Genomic DNA, 19,578 nt, shown 5'->3' on the forward strand with positions numbered 1-19,578 from the left:
TTGCGCAGCCCTCCAGGCCGCCATCGCTGGCAAGCCAGCGCCTACGGGCCGAGGGTGTTTGACAGAATGGGGGCTACTCCCAACCTGAAAGGACAAAGGCATTCAGCATCCCGCTCTGTTTGCCAGTAAACTCTTCCCCCTTTCGCCGCCTTCATTTTTCACGCGGCCATTACCTATTTTGTAGCGGAGTCCGCCTTGCGCTTGTTTCACACCTCCGACTGGCACCTTGGGCAGAACCTGCACGGCCAGGATCGCGATTTCGAACACGGCTGTTTTCTCGACTGGCTGCTGCGTCAATTGAAGCTCGATCAGCCGGACGTGCTGTTGATCGCCGGTGATATCTTCGACACGGTCAATCCTCCGGTCAAAGCCCAGGAACGCCTCTACGACTTCATCGTCAGCGCCCACGAACAGCAGCCATTGCTGACCATCGTGATGATTGCCGGCAACCACGATTCCGGCTCGCGGATCGAACTGCCCGCGCCGTTGATGCGCCGCCTGCGCACCCATGCGCTCGGTCGTGTGCTGTGGCTGGATGACGGGCAACTGGATGCCGAGCGCCTGCTGTTGCCGCTGCCGGACGCCAAGGGCAAAACCGTCGCCTGGTGCCTGGCGCTGCCATTCCTGCGCCCTGCCGAAGTCACCGGCGCGCATCTGGGCGACAACTACCTGCGTGGCATTGGCCAGGTCCATGAATGGCTGATCGAGGCGGCGAACGCAAAGCGCAAGAAAGGCCAGGCGCTGATCGCCATCAGCCACGCGCACATGGCGGGCGGTTCGGTGTCGGAAGACTCCGAGCGCAGCCTGATCATTGGCAATGCCGAAGCCCTGCCCGCCAGCCTGTTCGGGCCGAGCATCAGTTACGTTGCCCTCGGTCACTTGCACAAGCCGCAGAAGGTCAACGGCGAAGAACGCATCCGCTACAGCGGCTCGCCGATTCCGCTGTCGTTCTCCGAGATCAGCTATCAGCACCAGATTCTGGACATCAGGCTCGACGGCGAAACCCTGGTCAGCGTCGAGCCGAAAATGATCCCCCGCGCGGTCAACCTGCAACGCATCGGCCCGGCGCCATTGAGCGAGATCCTGTTGCAACTGGCGGACCTGCCGAACATCGACCTGTTGGCCGACATCCAGCGTCAGCCGTGGCTGGAGGTGCGGGTGCGCCTTGATGAACCGCAGCCCGACCTGCGCAATCAAGTGGAAACCGCCCTGCAAGGCAAGGCCGTGCGCCTGGTGCGCATCGCCGCCGAGTACGCCGGCAACGGCAGCCGGGACGGCATCGAGGATGGCAACACACTGATCGAGCTGGACCAGCTCACGCCTCAGGAACTGTTCAGCCGCGCCTGGCAGGACAACTACGGCAGCGAGGTCGACGAGCAGACCCTCAAGGACTTTGCCGAGCTGTTGCAGGACGTGCAGATGGAGAGCGAACAGCCATGAAAATCCTCGCGATCCGCCTGAAAAACCTCGCCTCGCTGGCCGGGCCGTTTGAAATCGACTTTACCGCCGAACCCCTGGCCAGTGCCGGACTGTTTGCCATCACCGGCCCCACCGGTGCTGGAAAAAGCACCCTGCTCGATGCGCTGTGTCTGGCGCTGTTTGGCGCCGTACCACGCCTGAACAACACCGGCCGCGACGCCAAGGTACCGGACGCCGACGGCGAAATCGGCACGGGTGACCCGCGGACCCTGCTGCGTCGCGGCACGGGCGAAGGTTATGCGGAAGTGGATTTCGTCGGTGTCGACGGCCGTCGTTACCGCGCTCGCTGGGAGGCCAATCGTGCTCGGGACAAGGCCGCTGGCAAGCTGCAGGCCAGCCGCCAGAGCTTGCGTGACATCGATCAGGATCAATTGCTCGCCAGCCAGAAAGGCGAATACAAAACTCAGCTCGAAACCGCGCTGGGGCTGAACTTCGAACAGTTCACCCGCGCCGTGCTGCTGGCGCAAAGCGAGTTCAGCGCATTTCTCAAGGCCGACGACAACGACCGCAGCGAGCTGCTGGAAAAACTCACCGACACGGCGCTCTACACGCGTCTCGGTCGTCGGGCCTTCGACAAGACCAAGGAGGCGCGCGAAGCCCATAAGCTGTTGCAGGACCAGGCCACCGGGGTCACGCCCCTGTCGCCTGAAGCCCGAGCCGAGCTCGATGAGCGCTTCAATGAAGCTCAGCAACAACTTAAAACCCAACAGGCGCAGCTCAAGCAGTTGGAGTTGCAACACACCTGGCTCAAGGACCTGCGGCGATTGCAGGACGAACATCTGGCCGCCAGCGAACAACTGCAATCGGCCCAGACCCACTGGGAAGCCCTGGCCAGCGAGCGTTTGAGGCTGACTCGCCTCGAGCAACTGGCTCCGCAACGGCACCAGTTCGCCCGTAAAGCCGAGGTCGATGGGCTGCTGACGCCGTTGGCGGCGCAAATTGCCCTGCATGCGCAGCAACATGGCGAACTCGGCGAGCGCCAGACGCAGCTTGAGCAACAGCTCAGCGCTGCCCGAATCGCATTGAGCGAAGCGCAACAACGGCAAACTGTCAGCGCGCCGTTGCTGCGCCAGGCCTTCGAAGCCCAAAGCACCCTCGCCCGCCTGGCCAAGGACACCGCCGTCAGTGCCGAGGCAAAGCAAAATGCCGAGCAGGCCTGCACCCAGGGCCAGAGCACGATTCAGACCTTGCTCGATCAGCAGGCCCGTGGCGACGGGCACCTGCAGCGCATCAACAGCGAGCTGGAACAAAGCATTCATCTGGCACCGTTGAGCGATGCCTGGAGTGCCTACCGTGATCGCCTGCAACAGTTGATGGTGATCGGCAACCGGCTGAATCAGGGCCAGGCCGAACTGGCCGGCCTCGAGCAAAACGCCACAAGCGCCGAACAAACGCTCACCGCACAGAAGCAGCAACTGGAGGTGCTGTTCAAGGAGGCCGGCGCCGAACCGGATGCCGTCGCCGAGCAGATCGGCATTCTGGGCAGCCTGTTGCAAGACAACCGCAAACAACTGCATGCCGTCGAAGACCTTGCGCGCTTGTGGGCCAGCCAGCAAGAACTGGACAAGCGCGGCGCCGAGCTGCAACAGCGTCAGCTCACCGCGCAACAGGAACGTGAACGCCTGACCCAGGACGGGGTCAAGACCAAGGCGGAACTGAGCGTTGCCGAACAGACCCTCAACGTCACTCGCGAACTGCTGGAGCGTCAGCGTCTGGCGCGCAGCGCCAGTGTCGAAGAGCTGCGCGCGCAGCTGCAGGACGACCAGCCATGCCCGGTCTGCGGCAGCAACGAGCATCCGTATCATCAGCCTGAAGCGCTGCTGCAAAGCCTCGGTCGTTTTGATGAGAGCGAACAGGCCAACGCCCAGAAGGCCGTCGACCTGCTCAAGGAAAAGCTCACTGACTTGCGAGCTGAAGTCGGCGGGCTGATCGCCCAGCAAAAGGAACTGCTGCAACAGCAGGAGCAACTGGCGACCCAGCAGCAAGCCCTCGCCCCGAGCCTGGAAGCGCACTCGCTGGCTGCCCAACTGCTGAATCAGGATGCCGGCAAACGCGACGCCTGGCTCCTCCAGCAAAACAGTCAGCTCAACCAGAGCATCAGCCAGGACGAACAACGGCAGAGCGCGCTGCTCACGTTGCAACAGGATGCCGCGCGCCTGACCCAGCAACTGCGTCATGCCGAAACCGCGTACCAGCAAGCGGCCCAGCACCTTGGCAATCAACAGCGCGAACTGGGCAACGACCGCCAGCGCCTGGACGAAGAACTCAAGGCATTCGCCAGCCTGCTGCCGGCCGAGACCCTGCAAGCGCTGCGCGTCGAACCGGCCGCGACCTTCATGCAGCTCGACCGGCAGATCGCCGAGCGCCTGGCGCAACTCGAACAACAAAAGGAAGAGCTGGCCGAGCAGCAACAGCGCCAGCAACACCTGGAGAAGGAACAGGATCGCCAGCAAAGCCGCGTGCAGCAATTGCAGGCCGCCGAACAGCAGTTCACCGGGCTGGCCGAGCAGCAACAGGCGAGCCAGCACACACTCGGTCAATTACTCGGCGAACACAGCAGCGCCGAGCATTGGCAGCAGCAACTGGAACAGGCCGTGGAACAGGCGCGCAGCGCCGAAGCCAACACGGCGCAGACACTGCAAAGCGTCCTCACGCAGTCAGTACAAATCGCCGCCGAGTTCAAGGCCCAGCAAGAACGTTTGCACGCACTGGAAGGTGAAGAACGAGAACTCGCCAGCAAAATCGGCGACTGGCGTGCACGCCATCCCGAGTTGGATGACGGCGGCCTCGAAGACTTGCTGCTCGTCGATGACACCCAGGTCAGCGAACTGCGCCAGCGCTTGCAGCACAGCGAAAAAGCCATCGAACAGGCCAGCGTCCTGGAGCAGGAGCGCGACAAGCGCTTGCTCGCTCACCAGGCACAACACAACGGCAACCTTGACGCCGAGCAGTTGGCCAGTGCGCTGATCGACCTGCAAAACCTCGCCGCCACCAGCGAGCAACACTGCGCCGAACTGCGCGCCGAGCAGGCCGAGGACCAGCGCCGGCAGAACGCCAATCAGGCCCTGGCACAGCAAATTGCCGACGCCTATAGCGAGTATCAACGCTGGGCACGCTTGAATGCGTTGATCGGCTCCGCCACCGGCGACACCTTCCGCAAGATCGCCCAGGCCTACAACCTCGACCTGCTGGTGCACCACGCCAACGTGCAATTGCGGCAACTGGTGCGCCGTTATCGCCTCAAGCGCGGCGGCAGCATGCTCGGGTTGCTGGTGATGGACACCGAGATGGGTGACGAACTGCGTTCGGTGCATTCGCTGTCCGGTGGCGAGACCTTCCTGGTCTCGCTGGCGCTGGCCCTGGGTCTGGCGTCGATGGCGTCGAGCACGCTGAAAATCGAGTCGCTGTTCATCGACGAAGGCTTCGGCAGCCTCGACCCGGAATCCCTGCAACTGGCCATGGACGCCCTCGACGGCTTGCAAGCCCAGGGTCGCAAGGTCGCGGTGATTTCCCATGTACAGGAAATGCATGAACGGATTCCGGTGCAGATTCAGGTCCGCCGTCAGGGCAACGGCCTGAGCTCCCTGGAGGTGAAATGAACACGCTGTATTCCTTCCGCCGCTGCCCGTACGCCATGCGTGCCCGCATGGCCCTGCGTTATTCGGGAGTGGCCGTGGACATCGTCGAAGTCAGCCTGAAGGCCAAGCCCGCCGAGATGCTCGCGCTGTCGGGCAAAGGCACGGTGCCGGTACTGAGCGCCGATGGCCGGGTGATCGACGAAAGCCTCGACATCATGCGCTGGGCCTTGGCACAGAGCGATCCGCAGGACTGGTTGCTCAAGGATGATCCTGACGCAGCGGCACACATCGCCCCTCTGATCGAACAGAACGATCAGGCGTTCAAGGTGCACTTGAATCGCTACAAGTACGCCGAGCGTTATCCCGAGCAACCGATGGAGGTTTATCGCAGCGAGGGTGAGGTGTTCTTGCGCAAGCTGGATCAGTTGCTCGAAGGGCGGGACTATTTGCTGGCGGACCATCCGAGTCTGGCGGATGTGGCGTTGATGCCGTTCGTACGGCAGTTTGCGCATGTGGATCGCGAGTGGTTCGCGCAGACACCTTACCTGCGCTTGCAGGTGTGGCTACAGCGGCTTTTGGAGTCGGACCTGTTCACATCAATCATGAAGAAATAACCACCCCCTGTAGGAGCCGGCTTGCTGGCGATGGCGTGTCAGGCACCACAGCGTCAACTGACACACCATCGCCAGCAAGCCGGCTCCTACAAAGATCCGTGGTGTGTCGAGGATTCAGGCCAGCACCCCACACATCCCGATAGCCGAGCAATCGAGCTGGAACGGGCCGAAAGCCACACTTTCACTCCTGATCGGCGGATTGCCGGCCAGCATGCCCTGGGCATTGGCGTTTTCGATGTTGCGGGCAATGTTGTGGTTGGCTTCGATGGCCCGTGCCACCGAACCCGCCGAGCCCTGTCCGATCCCCAACAGGGAGGATCCGTTGGTCATGAACGCCAGGAAGGCGATGACCCAAAGTCTGTGCCCTTTCATGCGCCGACGACTCCTGCGAGTTCAGCCTGATCAGCGCTCGCGCTTTGCGCACTGTGTTCAAACTGGATGCCGGGATGAGCGACCTGGATTGGTGCTTCAAAGCTGGATTGCGACTGGGCTGAAAGGCTGACCACCAGCACCATGGCGAGGTAAAGACCGATCGCCACATAGGCGCCGTGTTTGGCAGAAGTGAGAATTGCGCTGGCCATGATGTTCTCCGCAGGCATGTTTCAATGCCCACAGAATCGATCAAAACAGCCTGGGTAACCACTCAGGGTTATCCATAGTGACCATCAGCGTCGTTGATCATTGAGCCAGACTATTTCAGTCTTCAATAAAACTCATCAAGCGTTCGCGGCCAGCATCCGGCTCACCCGGAACGGGGTCGGCTGCCGACAAAATGGGAGTGGAATAGAGAAACAGAAGAACCAATGCCAGACGCGTCACCATGCTGCCGATCCTTGCCGTGAGGAGGAGTCAAAAAATCAGCGTCAATTTAAACGCATGGCGATATGATATCAAGCGCGACATTGATAGCAATTTGATGCTGTCGTAAATGCGTTATGCAGGAGCGACATCACTCTGATCGTTTTCGACACTCGAGTTTTCAACACAAGGGTCTTCGATCATCAGTGACTTCGCTCCTGCATAAAGGCAGGGGTGAACGTTCAGGCCTGGGTTTTGTGATCCAGCGCGGCGTAGAAGTTGGCGCTCTGTTGCAGGTACTTCTGGGTGTAGCTCTGGGTGTGTGCTTTTTTGTCGCTGATTTCAACGTTGGCACTGGCTGGCAGCGCAACGGTGGCAGAAATGGCGGATGCGGCAATGACAGAGAAGATGTTGAAGTTCATGGCGGTATTCCTCGGATTCAGTTGGCTTGCTTGCCCGGTGGGGCCGTGAAGCAAACTTAACCCTCGAGGGTTCACGCCTTGAAATGCTTTGTAGCATTACCAGATATCAGCGTCATTGATAAAAGCAGGCAGGCCCCATGAACCGGGGCCTGCGGCTTATTGACGCAGCAAAAACCTGAGGTCGCTCGGCGCGTCCATCGGCAGTTTTTGCACGGTCTTGCCCAGCAAACCGGTTTTGGCGTCGCGTTCGACGACGACAATCTGGTTGCTCTTCTGGTTGGCGATCAACAGGAATCTGCCACTCGGATCGAGGCTGAATTCCCGCGGATGATCGCCCTCCACCGCCCGGCGTTGCAGCTCGTTGAGGTGGCCGGTGGCCGGATCAATGGCAAACACCAGCAGTTGATTGGCGGTGCCACGGTTGCTGACGTAGAGGTATTTGCCGTCGGCTGAGGCATGCAGTGCCGCCGCAGCCTTGTCTGAGACCGGTTGCCCGGCGGCCAGATCGACCATCTGCGTCTGCTCGAGTTGGCCGTCGTGGTAATCGAACACTGCCACCTGGGCGCTCATTTCCATGGTCAGCCAGGCGTGTTTGCCATCGGCGCTGAACAGCAGGTGGCGGGGTCCGCTACCGGGCGGCAATTGCACGAATGCCGGAGTGGCCGGGGTCAATGGCAGTTCCGGGTTGGCCTTGGGGTCGAAGCGGTAGGCAAACACCTTGTCGGCGCCCAGATCGTTAGAGAACACGTATCTGCCGTCCGGCGACGGGATCGTCGAATGCACGTGGGCCGAGGCCTGGCGCTCGGGATTGACCCGGCTCGCCGGGTGGCTGCTCATCTGCACCACGGTTTTGAGCTTGCCATCGGCAGCCACCGGCAATACCGCGAGGGTGCCGCCCGGGTCTTCGGCCACCGAGTAATTGCTGACAAACAGATAGCTGCCATCGGCGCTGAGACTGGAATGGGTCGGCTCGCTGCCCAGGCTTTGCACCTGGTTGATCAGGCTCAGCACATGGGTCTTGGGATCAATGGCGTAACTGCTGACGCGCCCTACCGGATCGGCTTGACCTGGGCCGTTTTCGTTGACCACGAACAGGTGTCGCTGGTCCTTCGACAGGGTCAGCCACGACGGGTTTTCGCTCTTGATCACTTGCAGGGGCCGGGCATCGATCTGCCCGGTGCGGATGTCGAAAGCCAGGCGGTAGATGCCCTGGCTTTGGCCGGCGGTGTAGGAGCCCACGAGCAATTGATAGTCGTCGGCAGACGCAGCCTGAACCCCCATCGCACCGATACTGCCGGCCATCAATAGCGGCCAGAGTTTATTCATCCTCTGGTTCATCGTCATCGTTGTCGCCGCTGACGACATCGCCCAGGCAGACCAAACGGTGTTCACCCGAATCACCGATGATCAACCAGCTTTGCAGCGAGGCGTCGTATGTCGCCGCCTGAACCTGCGCCGGGGTGAATTCCCAGTGCTTGGCCGCGCGGCCGTCCATGCATTCGATATGCAGGTTGTCATCGACATCAAGGGCGAATTCGAAGGCATGCAGCCCGTCGATTTCCACCATTCCACAGTGTTCGAGGGCATTGAGCAGGGTGTCGGTTGCGGCAGTCATGGCAGTCAATCTTTGGATGGGAAAACCGCAATGATAGCTCATGCACCGCATTCCCTGTGGAAGCGAGCTTGCTCGCGATGGCGGAACATCAGTCAACATTTACATCGACTGGACTGTCGCTATCGCGAGCAAGCTCGCTCCTACAGGGATTTGTGTGTAGCCGTTAGAGTGCCTCACGCGATGGCTGGCCATCCACCAGACGCTGGATACGCAGCGGATTGCCGTTCTTCAGCGCATCCGGCAACAAACTGTCGGGGTAGTTCTGGAAACACACCGGCCGCAGGAAGCGATCGATGGCCAGTGTGCCCACCGACGTACCGCGTGCATCGGACGTTGCCGGGTAAGGTCCGCCGTGGACCATCGATTCACAGACCTCCACGCCAGTCGGGTAGCCATTGAGCAGGATTCGCCCGACCTTCTGTTCCAGCATCGCAGTCAACCCGGTGAACTGCTCGAAGTCCGCAGGCTCGCCAATGAGGGTGGCGGTCAATTGGCCGTGCAGGCCATTCAAGGCCGCCATCAGTTGCGCGTGATCGGCCACTTCAACCACTACGGTGGTCGGACCGAACACCTCCTCCTGCAGCACTTCATCGCCGTCGATCAGCAAGCTGACATCGGCGTTGAACAACTGCGGCTGCGCTTGATTGCCCTGCTGCGGATGACCGGCCAGGTGCTTGATGCCGGGATGCGCGAGCAGTTTTTGCAAGCCTTGGCCATAGCTGCTCAAGGTTCCGGCGTTGAGCATGGTTTGCGCCGGCTGATCCCCCATCAACCCAGCCACTTGCTGCACAAATGCGCTGAACGACGCAGAGCGAATGCCAACCACCAAACCGGGATTGGTGCAGAACTGCCCGCAGCCCTGAACCACCGACGCCGTCAGGTCCCGGGCGATCGTGTCCGCCCGCGCCTGCAATGCCTCGGGCAACACGATCACCGGGTTGATGCTCGACATCTCGGCGAACACCGGAATCGGTTGCGCACGTGCCGCGGCCATGTCGCACAAGGCTCGACCGCCCTTGAGCGAACCGGTGAAACCCACGGCCTGAATCGCCGGATGCTTGACCAGTGCCTCGCCGACACCCGCACCGTAGATCATGTTGAACACGCCCGCTGGCATGCCGGTTTTCTCGCCAGCACGAATGATTGCGTCGGCCACACGTTCAGCCGTGGCCATGTGACCGCTGTGGGCCTTGAACACCACCGGGCACCCGGCGGCCAGCGCCGATGCGGTATCGCCGCCGGCAGTGGAGAACGCCAACGGAAAGTTGCTGGCACCGAACACGGCCACAGGTCCCAGGCCGATACGGTATTGGCGCAGGTCCGGACGCGGCAACGGCTGACGCGCAGGTAATGCCCGGTCGATCCGTGCGCCGTAGAAATCACCGCGACGCAAGACTTTGGCAAACAGGCGCATCTGGCCGCTGGTGCGTCCACGCTCGCCTTGAATCCGGCCTGCGGGCAACGCCGTTTCGCGGCAGACCACAGCGACAAAATCATCACCGAGGGCATCCAGCTCATCGGCAATGGCATCGAGAAACTGCGCCCGTCGCTCCGCGCTCAGGCTGCGATAGGCCGGATACGCGGACGCCGCCGCGGTGGCCGCCGCAGCGACTTCCTGCGCTGTTGCCTGATAAAAATCGCCGGGCAAGGCCTCGCCCGTCGTCGCATCGACACTCTGCAGCTTGATGCTACCGGCAGCGCTGCGTTGGCCGCCGATGTAGTTGTGACCAAGAATCCGGGTCATGGGTAACTCCTCAAAGTGTGCCGACGGTGCCGGGCTCGAAAGCCGCTGCGACCGGTGCGATACCGTTGATCAACGGCGCGCCGAATTCGGCCTGGGTGATCTCGAACACGTCACCCGGTTGCGTGCGAATGCCGTCGGCAAAGGACAGGGTTGCGGTGCCGAAGAAGTGAATGTGCACATCCCCCGGGCGCAGGAACTGGCTGTACTTGAAATGATGGAATTCCAGGTTGGCGAGGCTGTGGCACATGTTCGCTTCGCCACTGAGAAACTCGTTCTGCCACAGCACTTCGCCGTCGCGCAGGATGCGGCTGGTGCCCGCCAGATGCTGCGGCAGTTCGCCAACCCGCAGTTCCGGGCCATAGCTGCAACTGCGCAGTTTCGAGTGAGCCAGATACAGGTAGTTCTTGCGCTCCATGACGTGATCGGAAAACTCGTTGCCCACGGCAAAACCCAGGCGGTACGGTTTGCGGTCATGACCAATCACGTACAGGCCGCTGATCTCGGGCTCTTCACCGGCATCTTCGGCAAACGGTGGCAGAGGAAAAGGTTGGCCTGGCCGCACGACAATGCTGCCGTCGCCTTTGTAGAACCATTCCGGTTGCACACCGGCTTCATCAGCCGCCGGTTTGCCGCCCTCCACACCCCATTTGAAGATGCGCATGGTGTCGGTCATCACCGCTTCGTCGCCGCCTTGCTGATGCATCTTGTCCCGGGCCGATGCGCTGCCCAGATGGGTCAGGCCTGTGCCGCTGATCAGCATGTGCGCCGGATCCGGATGGTCCAGCGGCGGCAGGATGCGCCGTTTCGTCAGCAGTTCGGCATAGTCATGGCTGATGCCCAGCCCCAGATCTTGCACCTGTTGCTCAAGGCTGGCGCCCGCCTCGATCGCCGCCAATGCCAGATCGCGAACCGTGCGCGCGTCCTGCACTTCACGGACCAGGCCCGCCTCGACAACGCCGACACGGCGTTCGCCGTTACTCAACTCGAATTGAACCAAACGCATGAATTTTCTCCTGTTAACTCAGAACCTGGGCAAGCACTACTCCCTGTGGGAGTGGCGGTGCGGCGATCCGACTTGCCCGCGATGACGGCGGCACATTGAACATTGATGTGCCAGACAGATTGCTATCGCGGGCAAGCCCGCTCCCACAGGGTTAGTGGTGATTTCCTGATTTGTGTCAGCTACGTGACGCCCCGCGTGCACTCGCCGCAAACTCATCGGCTGGCAATACGTGCTGGCGTTCCAGCAAGCGATACACCACCCCGGTCAACACCAGCCCGAACACCATCACGCCAGACAGGAAGTACAGGCCCGAAGCCAGGTTGCCGGTGTATTCCTTGAGGGCGCCGATCACGAATGGACCGAGGTAGCCACCGAGGTTGCCCACCGAGTTGATCAAGGCGATCCCCGCCGCTGCACTGGCGCCGGCAAAGAAGCGGCCCGGCAGGGTCCAGAACACGGCCGTGCAGGAGAACAGTGCGAATGCCACCAGGCACAACGCCGCCAGCTGCAGCACCGGCACCGACAGCCAGGCGCTGAGGAACAGACCAATCGCACCCAGCACGTAAAGCACCGCGAGGTGGCCGTAGCGGTCGTTCAAGCGGTCGGAACTGCGCGGGATGATCAGCAGACCGACGATGCCAAAGATGTACGGCACCGCCGAGACGAATCCGGTCACCAGGTCGCTGCCACCGAACTGCTTGATCAAGGTCGGCAGCCACAACCCCAGGCCATAGATGCTCAGGGTCACCGGCAGGTAGAACAGCGCCAACAGCAACACGCGCTTGTCCTTGAGGGCGTGCAGCGGATTGCCATGGCGGGTCTGGCCGTACGCGTCCAGATCCTTTTTCAGCTCGCCGCTCAGCCAGTCCTTTTCCGCCTGGTCCATCCACTTCACCTGTTGCGGGCCGTCCGGCAGGTAACGCAGCACCGGCCAGGTCAACAGGATCGCCGGGGTGCCGATGACGATGAACAGCCATTGCCAGCCGTGCAGCCCCAGCACACCGTCCATGCCCAGCAAGCCACCGGACACCGGGCCGGTGATCATCATCGCAATGGGCTGCGAGAGGATGAACAACCCGAGGATCTTGCCGCGATGGCGCACCGGGAACCATTGGGTGATGTAGTACAGAACGCCCGGGAAGAACCCGGCCTCGGCGGCACCGAGCAGAAAACGCATCACATAGAAGCTGTTCGGCCCCTGGACGAACGCCATGCCGATGGTGATGGCGCCCCAGGTGACCATGATTCGCGCGAACCAGCGTCGGGCACCGAAGCGATCGAGCATCAGGTTGCTGGGGATTTCCAGCAGGAAGTAACCAATGAAGAACAGCCCTGCGCCGAGGCCGTAAGCCGCATCACCCAGGCCGATGTCGGCGCCCATGTGCAGCTTGGCGAACCCCACGGCGGAGCGGTCCACATAGGCGATCAGGTATAGCAGGATCAGGAAGGGAATCAGTTTCAGCGTGATGCGACGGATAAGCCGCAGTTCCTGGCTCATGAGATCGGTCTCCGATTGTTGTTGTTATGGAACCTCGGGGGACGCCTCTCGCGAAATGCTCGCCAGGGCCATCCCTCCGTTTGAGCCGACTATATAGTAATACTATTTACTCAACAACACTTCCAAACAGCGCGAATTGCGCTTATGTTACCCCTCAGCTCGAACAATATAGTCATACAATAAGAGATCGATCATGTCTGATAAGAAACCCACCCTGCGCTCCGCCCAATGGTTTGGCACGGCCGACAAGAACGGCTTCATGTACCGCAGCTGGATGAAGAATCAGGGCATCGCCGACCACCAGTTCCATGGCAAGCCGATCATTGGCATCTGCAACACCTGGTCGGAACTGACCCCGTGCAACGCGCACTTCCGCCAGATTGCCGAGCACGTCAAACGTGGTGTGATCGAGGCCGGGGGCTTTCCGGTAGAGTTTCCGGTGTTCTCCAACGGTGAATCGAACCTGCGCCCTACCGCCATGCTCACCCGCAACCTGGCGAGCATGGACGTGGAAGAAGCCATTCGCGGCAACCCGATCGACGGCGTCGTGCTGCTGACCGGTTGCGACAAGACCACCCCGGCATTGCTGATGGGCGCGGCCAGTTGCGACGTACCGGCCATCGTCGTGACTGGCGGGCCGATGCTCAACGGCAAGCACAAGGGCAAGGACATCGGCTCCGGCACCGTGGTCTGGCAGCTCAGCGAACAGGTCAAGGCCGGCACCATCAGCATCGATGACTTCCTCGCGGCCGAGGGCGGCATGTCCCGCTCGGCCGGTACCTGCAACACCATGGGCACCGCCTCGACCATGGCCTGCATGGCCGAAGCGCTCGGTACTTCCCTGCCCCACAACGCGGCAATTCCCGCCGTTGATGCACGCCGCTACGTGTTGGCGCACATGTCCGGCATGCGAGCCGTGGAGATGGTGCGCGAAGACTTGAAGCTGTCGAAGATCCTGACCAGGGAAGCCTTCGAGAACGCCATTCGGGTCAATGCCGCCATCGGCGGTTCGACCAACGCGGTGATCCACTTGAAAGCCATCGCCGGTCGTATCGGCGTGGAGCTGGACCTGGACGACTGGACCCGTATCGGTCGCGGCATGCCGACCATCGTCGACCTGCAACCGTCGGGGCGCTTCCTGATGGAAGAGTTCTACTACGCCGGTGGCTTGCCGGCGGTGTTGCGTCGTCTCGGCGAAGCCAATCTGATCCCGAACCCGAACGCCTTGACCGTCAACGGCAAGTCCATCGGCGAGAACACCAGGGACGCGCCGATCTATGGCGAAGACGAAGTGATCCGCACCCTCGACAACCCAATCCGCGCCGATGGCGGCATCTGTGTGTTGCGCGGCAACCTGGCACCGCTCGGGGCCGTGCTCAAGCCGTCCGCCGCCACGCCCGAACTGATGCAGCATCGCGGCCGCGCTGTGGTGTTCGAGAACTTCGACATGTACAAGGCGCGAATCAATGACCCGGAGCTGGACGTGGATGCCGACTCGATCCTGGTGATGAAAAACTGCGGGCCGAGGGGTTATCCCGGCATGGCCGAAGTGGGCAACATGGGCTTGCCGGCCAAGCTGCTGGCCCAGGGCGTGACCGACATGGTGCGTATTTCCGATGCGCGCATGAGCGGCACGGCATACGGCACCGTTGTCCTGCACGTCGCCCCCGAAGCCGCCGCTGGCGGACCGCTGGCTGCGGTGAAGGAAGGTGACTGGATCGAACTCGATTGCGCCAGCGGCCGCTTGCACCTGGATATTCCGGACGCCGAACTGGCCGCGCGCATGGCCGATCTGCAACCGCCACAGCAGTTGCTGGTGGGTGGCTACCGTCAGTTGTACATCGACCACGTGCTGCAAGCGGACCAGGGTTGCGACTTCGACTTCCTGGTCGGCTGCCGCGGAGCCGAAGTGCCGCGCCACTCCCACTGACACCACCGCCCCCTGTAGGAGCTGGCTTGCCAGCGAAAGCGGCAGTCAGTCACCAGCGATGTTGACTGTGCCGCCATCTTCGCTGGCAAGCCAGCTCCTACAGTGTCTTATCCTTGCCTCAAGATTGTGCCGCGCCTGCTATCATGCGCGACACCTATTCGCACAGGACCGCGCCGTTCCCCATGGATTACCGCAAACCCTCCGACCGCAAAAGCATGCACTCGCGCATCGTCCAGGAACTGGGGATGCAGATCGTCTCGGGACGTTTCCTGCCGGACGACAAACTGCCCGCCGAAGCGCTGTTGTGCGAAGAATATGCGGTCAGCCGACCGGTGCTGCGTGAAGCCACCCGGGTACTGGTTGCCAAGGGCCTGGTGTATTCCCGCCCGCGGGTCGGTACCGTGGTCAAGCCGCGCAAGGACTGGCACATGCTCGACCCGGACGTGCTGCACTGGTTGATGCAGAGCAGTCCGCAGAATCAGTTTTTTGACCTGCTGACCAGTGTGCGCAGCATCATCGAACCGGCCGCTGCCGCCCTCGCCGCACAGTTCGCCACGGAAGCGGACATTGCCTCCATCGGTGAAGCCTACCAGCGCATGGAAGCCGCGCCGACGCCGGAGGCGCTGTTACAGCCTGACCTGGATTTCCACAGCCGCATCGCCGATGCAACGCACAACGACTTGCTGGCCAACCTGTGCAACATGCTCTCGGTGGCCATCGCCGAAGCCTTGAAGCATTCGAACCAGCGACCGAACCTGCATGAACTGGCGCTGCCCCGGCACAAGGCGATCCTGACCGCCATCGAAAACCGCGACGCCCTCGGCGCGCGGCATGCGACGCTGGTGCAGCTGGATGATGCGCGTAGTGCGTTGAATGTGGTGCTGGGCAGCGATCCTGCCTAAACGCGCCCCTGTAGGAGCCGGCTTGCTGGCGATGGTGTGTCAGCGACATTGATGTTGACTGGCACACCATCGCCAGCAAGCCGGCTCCTACAAGGGGGTGTTTATCGGCAGATGTAAAAAAGCCGCAACCTCAGGTTGCGGCTTTTTCATTTCAGCGATCGATCAGTGAGCGAACAACGAGTTGCCCTTCTGCCCTGCCAGCTTCTCAGGCTTGATCAGGAACCGTGCCAGTGCCGGCAACAGCCACAGCGCACCGAACATGTTCCACAACAGCATGAAGGTCAGCATCAGCCCCATGTCGGCCTGGAACTTGATGGCCGAGAAGATCCAGGTGCACACGCCGATGGCCAGGCACAGACCGGTGAACAGCACAGCCTTGCCGGTGGACTTCAGCGTCTGGTAGTACGCCTCTTGCAGCGGCAGGCCGGCACGCAGGAAGCTTTCCAGGCGGCTGTAGATGTAGATGCCGTAGTCCACGCCGATCCCCACCCCAAGCGCCACGACCGGCAGGGTCGCCACTTTCACACCGATGCCCATGAAGGCCATCAGGGCGTTGCCGAGTACCGAAGTCAGCACCAGCGGCAGCACGATGCACAGAGTCGCCGCCCAGGAGCGGAAGGTGATCATGCACATGACCGCAACACAGATGTACACCAGGATCAGGATGGTCAGCTCGGACTTCTTGATCACCTCGTTGGTGGCCGCCTCGATACCGGCGTTACCAGCCGCGAGGATGAACTCCAGGCCTTCCTTGTTGTTTTCCCTGGCAAACTCCTGCACCGCATGCACCGCACGATCCAGGGTCTCGGCCTTGTGATCGTTGAGGAACACCAGCACCGGCGCCAGGGAACAGCTGTTGTTGTACAGGCCATCAGCGCGGGCAATGGAGTTGTTCAGCACATCAGGGTTACGCGACAGGGTTTCCCATTTCAGGTTGCCCTCGTTCATGCCCTTGATCATCTGCTTGGACACGGTCACCAGCGAGATCGCCGACTGCACGCCCTCGGTGTTCTGCATCTTCCACATCAACTCGTCGATCGGCGCCATGGCTTCGTAGCGCGAGCAACCTTCGGCCTTGGTCTTGACCATCACCACCAACACATCGGAACTGGTGGAGTAGTTGTTGATGATGAAGTTGTTGTCCTTGTTGTAGCGCGAGTCCGGACGCAGCTCCGGGGCACCCTGGTCGAGGTCGCCGATCTTCAGGTTCTGGCTGTACCAGAGGCCGCCACCAAAGGCGATCAGCGCCAGCAGAATGGAAACCGGTGCGACTTTGGCACTGGCGAAATTCGCCAGCAGGCGCCAGAACGGATGTTCACGGGTGGCGTCTTTCTTGCTGCGGGCCACGGCACGCTTGCTGATGCCGACATAGGAAATCGCCACCGGCAGCAGGATCAGGTTGGTGAACACGATCACCGCCACGCCGATGGACGCGCCAATCGCCAGCTCACGGATCACGCCGATATCGATGATCAGCAACGTGATGAAACCCACCGCATCGGCGAGGATCGCGATCATCCCCGGCAGGAACAACTGACGGAAAGTCCGGCGCGCCGCCGTCAGGGCGTTATCCGCTTCACTCGATTGCAGGGCGATGCCGTTGATCTTCTGTACGCCGTGGGAAATACCGATGGCGAAAATCAGGAACGGCACCAACATCGAATAGGGGTCGAGCCCGAAGCCGAAGAAGTGCATCAACCCCAATTGCCAGACCACCGCCACCAGCGTCGCGCTCAACACGGCGACGGTACTGCGCAGGCAGTTGGTGAACCACAGCAGGAGGATCAGGGTGATGACGAAGGCGACACCGAAGAACATCACCACCATCACCAGGCCGTCGATCAGGTCGCCGACTTTCTTGGCGAAACCGACGATGTGGATCTTCACATTCGGGTTCTGTGCTTCGAACTTGGTGCGGATCTTGTCTTCAAGCTCGTGGGAGAACTTGCGATAGTCCAGCGCCAGCAGCTTGCCCTGGTCTTGCGGGTCCGGGTAGGACTCCAGCAACGGAATGTCGACGATGCTCGACTTGAAGTCGTTGGACACCAGCCGCCCGACCTGACCGGACTTGAGCACGTTGTTGCGCAGCAAATCGAGGCTGGCCTGGGAGCCGTTGTAGCTTTGCGGAATCACTTCACCGCCGGCGAAGCCCTCTTCCGTCACTTCGGTCCAGCGTACGCTCGGACTCCACAACGACTTGAGGCCGGAACGGTCGACACCGGAGATATAGAACACCTCGTCGTTGATCTGACGCAGGGTCTCCATGTACTCCTTGGAGAAGATATCGCCGTCGGTGGCCTCCACCGAGATCCGCACGGTGTTGCCCAGGTTTGCCAGATCGTTGCGGTGCTCCATCATCTTCTGGATGAAGGGATGCTCGAGTGGGATCATTTTTTCGAAACTGGTGGACGGACGAATCAGCGTGGCCTGCCAGAACAGGAAAATGCTGACCAGCAGACAGATCGTGATCACTGCCGGGCGGTTGTTGAAGATCAGGCGCTCGAGGAACGTCGCCTTGTCCTGGTGATGAGTACTCAAGGAAGTCATAGCTCCGCCTTCTTGTTATTAACCCGGCTCATTTACCCGACTCGATGCCGTTCGGCGAAGTGACGCGAACGCCGCCCTGCCCGGCCAGAACCAGATTGCCATTGCCTGCCGCAGTCACTGCCGAGACGGAAATACGGTCCGGACGGTTGACCACCGTGAAGGTTTCGCCATCGTCACTGCTGCGAATCACCGAGCCGCCGTTGCCGACGATCACGATGGAACCATCGTCGAGCAGCGTGCCGCCGGACAGCCCGAACTCCAGGTCGCCACGCTCGGCCTTGAGCTCGACTTGCTCCCAGGTGCTGCCGAAATCCGTGGAACGGTAAAGGTTGCCGCGCAATCCGTAGGCCAGCAGCGTATTGGGCTGTGCCGTACCGATCACGCCAAACAGCGAGCCTTCATACGGACCTTCGAGTTTCTCCCAGGTCTGGCCCCAGTCGGCGGAGCGGAACATGCTGCCCTGCTCGCCGACGATGAATAGCCCGGCATCCTTGACCGCCGTAATGGCGTTGAGGTGGTACTGGTCTTCGTTGTCCAGGCGGTCGCTGGCGTCTTCCCAATGCTTGCCACCGTCGGTGGTTTCCATCAGCGAGCCGTAAGCGCCCACGGCAAAGCCGCTGTTGACGTCCTGGAACCAGACGTCGAGCAGCGGCGATTCGCGTTTCAGATCTTCGAATTGCCGGGTCCAGGTCGCGCCGCCATCCTCGCTGGCGAGGATCTGCGCGTCATGGCCGACGGCCCAGCCGTGCTTGTCATCGACAAAGAACACCGACGTGAGCAGGGCCCGGGTCGGGACCTTGGCCTGGGTCCAGGTGGCGCCCTGGTCATCGGAATACAGGATGTGCCCACGATCCCCGACCGCCACCAGGCGCTTGCCGGCGTGGACGACATCGAGCATCAGGCTTTTGGAAGCCTTGCCAGATTCAATGGAATAAACAACGTCGGATGCTGGCGCCGCCGCGGCCAGCGCAGGAGCCGACAGCATGGCAGAGCCCAACAGCGAGAGCGCTGTAGCCAGCAACGCGAATTTGCGTAGTGCCGGCGGGCGGCAGATACCCACACCCATGACAGGCTCACTCATAGACCTTCCCCCATTATTATTGTTAGGTCGTTCAACCTTTTTGGGCGCCGCAAGGGTGCGTGTCTGAACCGCTGTTTCAGAGCATAGTCCTGAAACCCGCAATCCAGAGCCCCTTCGGAAGCTGGCTTATCCTATCGGTGTTTTTTAATGTCTGACAATCGACGCCACGTTATGTTTTGTTAACCGGGGGGGATGGGGGGGGTGTTCTGAATGATAGGGTATCAGGTGGGGTGATTGCGGTTTTGGGGGTGGTTGTGTTCGGTGTGCATATCCGTTGCTGCGGTAACGGCGGCTTAGGGTTCCGCCCTTACGGCGGGTTACTTGGAAAAGCCCCAAGTAACCAAGGGCTCTTGCCCCTTTCGTTCGG

At 61.3% G+C, this 19,578-nt stretch carries 16 protein-coding genes; 5 read left to right on the forward strand and 11 right to left on the reverse strand.

The features are described 5' to 3' along the window. Window positions 1-195: 195 nt before the first annotated feature. The 3 genes from PMI31_RS19710 to PMI31_RS19720 are packed head-to-tail and all read left to right on the forward strand — an operon-like array spanning window position 196 to window position 5,671. A complete protein-coding gene (locus PMI31_RS19710) occupies window positions 196-1,440 on the forward strand; it encodes an exonuclease SbcCD subunit D C-terminal domain-containing protein (RefSeq protein WP_008020067.1) in 1,245 nt (414 codons plus the stop codon). Beyond that, window positions 1,437-5,078: an AAA family ATPase gene (locus PMI31_RS19715; RefSeq protein ID WP_008020069.1), complete on the forward strand. Its 3,642-nt coding sequence runs from the start codon at window positions 1,437-1,439 to the stop codon at window positions 5,076-5,078. Before PMI31_RS19710 ends, PMI31_RS19715 begins: the two co-directional genes overlap by 4 nt. After that, window positions 5,075-5,671: a glutathione S-transferase gene (locus PMI31_RS19720; protein ID WP_008020070.1), complete on the forward strand. Its 597-nt coding sequence runs from the start codon at window positions 5,075-5,077 to the stop codon at window positions 5,669-5,671. The genes PMI31_RS19715 and PMI31_RS19720 overlap by 4 nt, the downstream gene beginning before the upstream one ends. 114 nt (window positions 5,672-5,785) lie before the next feature. On the opposite strand, the gene PMI31_RS19725 is transcribed toward PMI31_RS19720, so the two are convergent. The 9 genes from PMI31_RS19725 to PMI31_RS19760 form a co-directional block, all read right to left on the reverse strand. Further along, on the reverse strand, window positions 5,786-6,043 hold the full coding sequence (locus tag PMI31_RS19725; RefSeq protein WP_008020071.1) for a hypothetical protein: 258 nt from the start codon (window positions 6,041-6,043) through the stop codon (window positions 5,786-5,788). Further along, the gene (locus PMI31_RS19730) at window positions 6,040-6,252 is read right to left on the reverse strand and encodes a hypothetical protein (RefSeq protein ID WP_008020072.1); all 213 of its coding nucleotides are present in this window, start codon (window positions 6,250-6,252) and stop codon (window positions 6,040-6,042) included. Before PMI31_RS19730 ends, PMI31_RS19725 begins: the two co-directional genes overlap by 4 nt. 115 nt (window positions 6,253-6,367) lie before the next feature. After that, window positions 6,368-6,493, reverse strand: coding sequence for a hypothetical protein (locus PMI31_RS31640; protein ID WP_008020073.1), 126 nt, complete (start codon window positions 6,491-6,493; stop codon window positions 6,368-6,370). Between the two features lie 218 nt (window positions 6,494-6,711). Next, complete coding sequence (locus tag PMI31_RS19735) at window positions 6,712-6,891, reverse strand: hypothetical protein (RefSeq protein ID WP_007979950.1); 180 nt, start codon at window positions 6,889-6,891, stop codon at window positions 6,712-6,714. A gap of 156 nt (window positions 6,892-7,047) precedes the next feature. Next, window positions 7,048-8,217: a lactonase family protein gene (locus PMI31_RS19740; protein ID WP_043302507.1), complete on the reverse strand. Its 1,170-nt coding sequence runs from the start codon at window positions 8,215-8,217 to the stop codon at window positions 7,048-7,050. Continuing rightward, window positions 8,210-8,548, reverse strand: a complete 339-nt coding sequence (locus PMI31_RS19745) for a DUF5629 family protein (RefSeq protein ID WP_008020075.1) — start codon at window positions 8,546-8,548, stop codon at window positions 8,210-8,212. Before PMI31_RS19745 ends, PMI31_RS19740 begins: the two co-directional genes overlap by 8 nt. A gap of 121 nt (window positions 8,549-8,669) precedes the next feature. After that, window positions 8,670-10,250, reverse strand: coding sequence for an aldehyde dehydrogenase (NADP(+)) (locus PMI31_RS19750; protein ID WP_008020076.1), 1,581 nt, complete (start codon window positions 10,248-10,250; stop codon window positions 8,670-8,672). A gap of 10 nt (window positions 10,251-10,260) precedes the next feature. Then, window positions 10,261-11,253 (reverse strand): AraD1 family protein, encoded by a 993-nt coding sequence (gene araD1, locus PMI31_RS19755; RefSeq protein ID WP_008020077.1) that lies wholly within the window; start codon window positions 11,251-11,253, stop codon window positions 10,261-10,263. Window positions 11,254-11,428: 175 nt separating this feature from the next. Then, complete coding sequence (locus PMI31_RS19760; RefSeq protein ID WP_008020078.1) at window positions 11,429-12,751, reverse strand: MFS transporter; 1,323 nt, start codon at window positions 12,749-12,751, stop codon at window positions 11,429-11,431. Between the two features lie 193 nt (window positions 12,752-12,944). On the opposite strand from PMI31_RS19760, the gene PMI31_RS19765 reads away from it, so the two are divergent. Together PMI31_RS19765 and PMI31_RS19770 are read left to right on the forward strand one after the other, a co-directional pair. After that, entirely contained in the window at window positions 12,945-14,681 is a 1,737-nt protein-coding gene (locus PMI31_RS19765; RefSeq protein WP_008020079.1) for an IlvD/Edd family dehydratase, read from the forward strand. A 182-nt stretch (window positions 14,682-14,863) separates the two neighbouring features. Then, entirely contained in the window at window positions 14,864-15,583 is a 720-nt protein-coding gene (locus tag PMI31_RS19770; RefSeq protein WP_032829613.1) for a FadR/GntR family transcriptional regulator, read from the forward strand. A gap of 162 nt (window positions 15,584-15,745) precedes the next feature. On the opposite strand, the gene PMI31_RS19775 is transcribed toward PMI31_RS19770, so the two are convergent. Together PMI31_RS19775 and PMI31_RS19780 are read right to left on the reverse strand one after the other, a co-directional pair. Then, window positions 15,746-18,130 carry an efflux RND transporter permease subunit gene (locus tag PMI31_RS19775; protein WP_008020081.1) on the reverse strand — a complete coding sequence of 795 codons (2,385 nt, stop codon included), beginning with the start codon at window positions 18,128-18,130 and terminating at the stop codon, window positions 15,746-15,748. Between the two features lie 28 nt (window positions 18,131-18,158). After that, window positions 18,159-19,211, reverse strand: coding sequence for a WD40/YVTN/BNR-like repeat-containing protein (locus PMI31_RS19780; protein ID WP_008020082.1), 1,053 nt, complete (start codon window positions 19,209-19,211; stop codon window positions 18,159-18,161). Window positions 19,212-19,578 lie beyond the last annotated feature (367 nt).

This window comes from Pseudomonas sp. GM55 (assembly GCF_000282395.1).
In the GTDB taxonomy this organism is placed as follows: Bacteria; Pseudomonadota; Gammaproteobacteria; order Pseudomonadales; family Pseudomonadaceae; genus Aquipseudomonas; species Aquipseudomonas fluorescens_CC.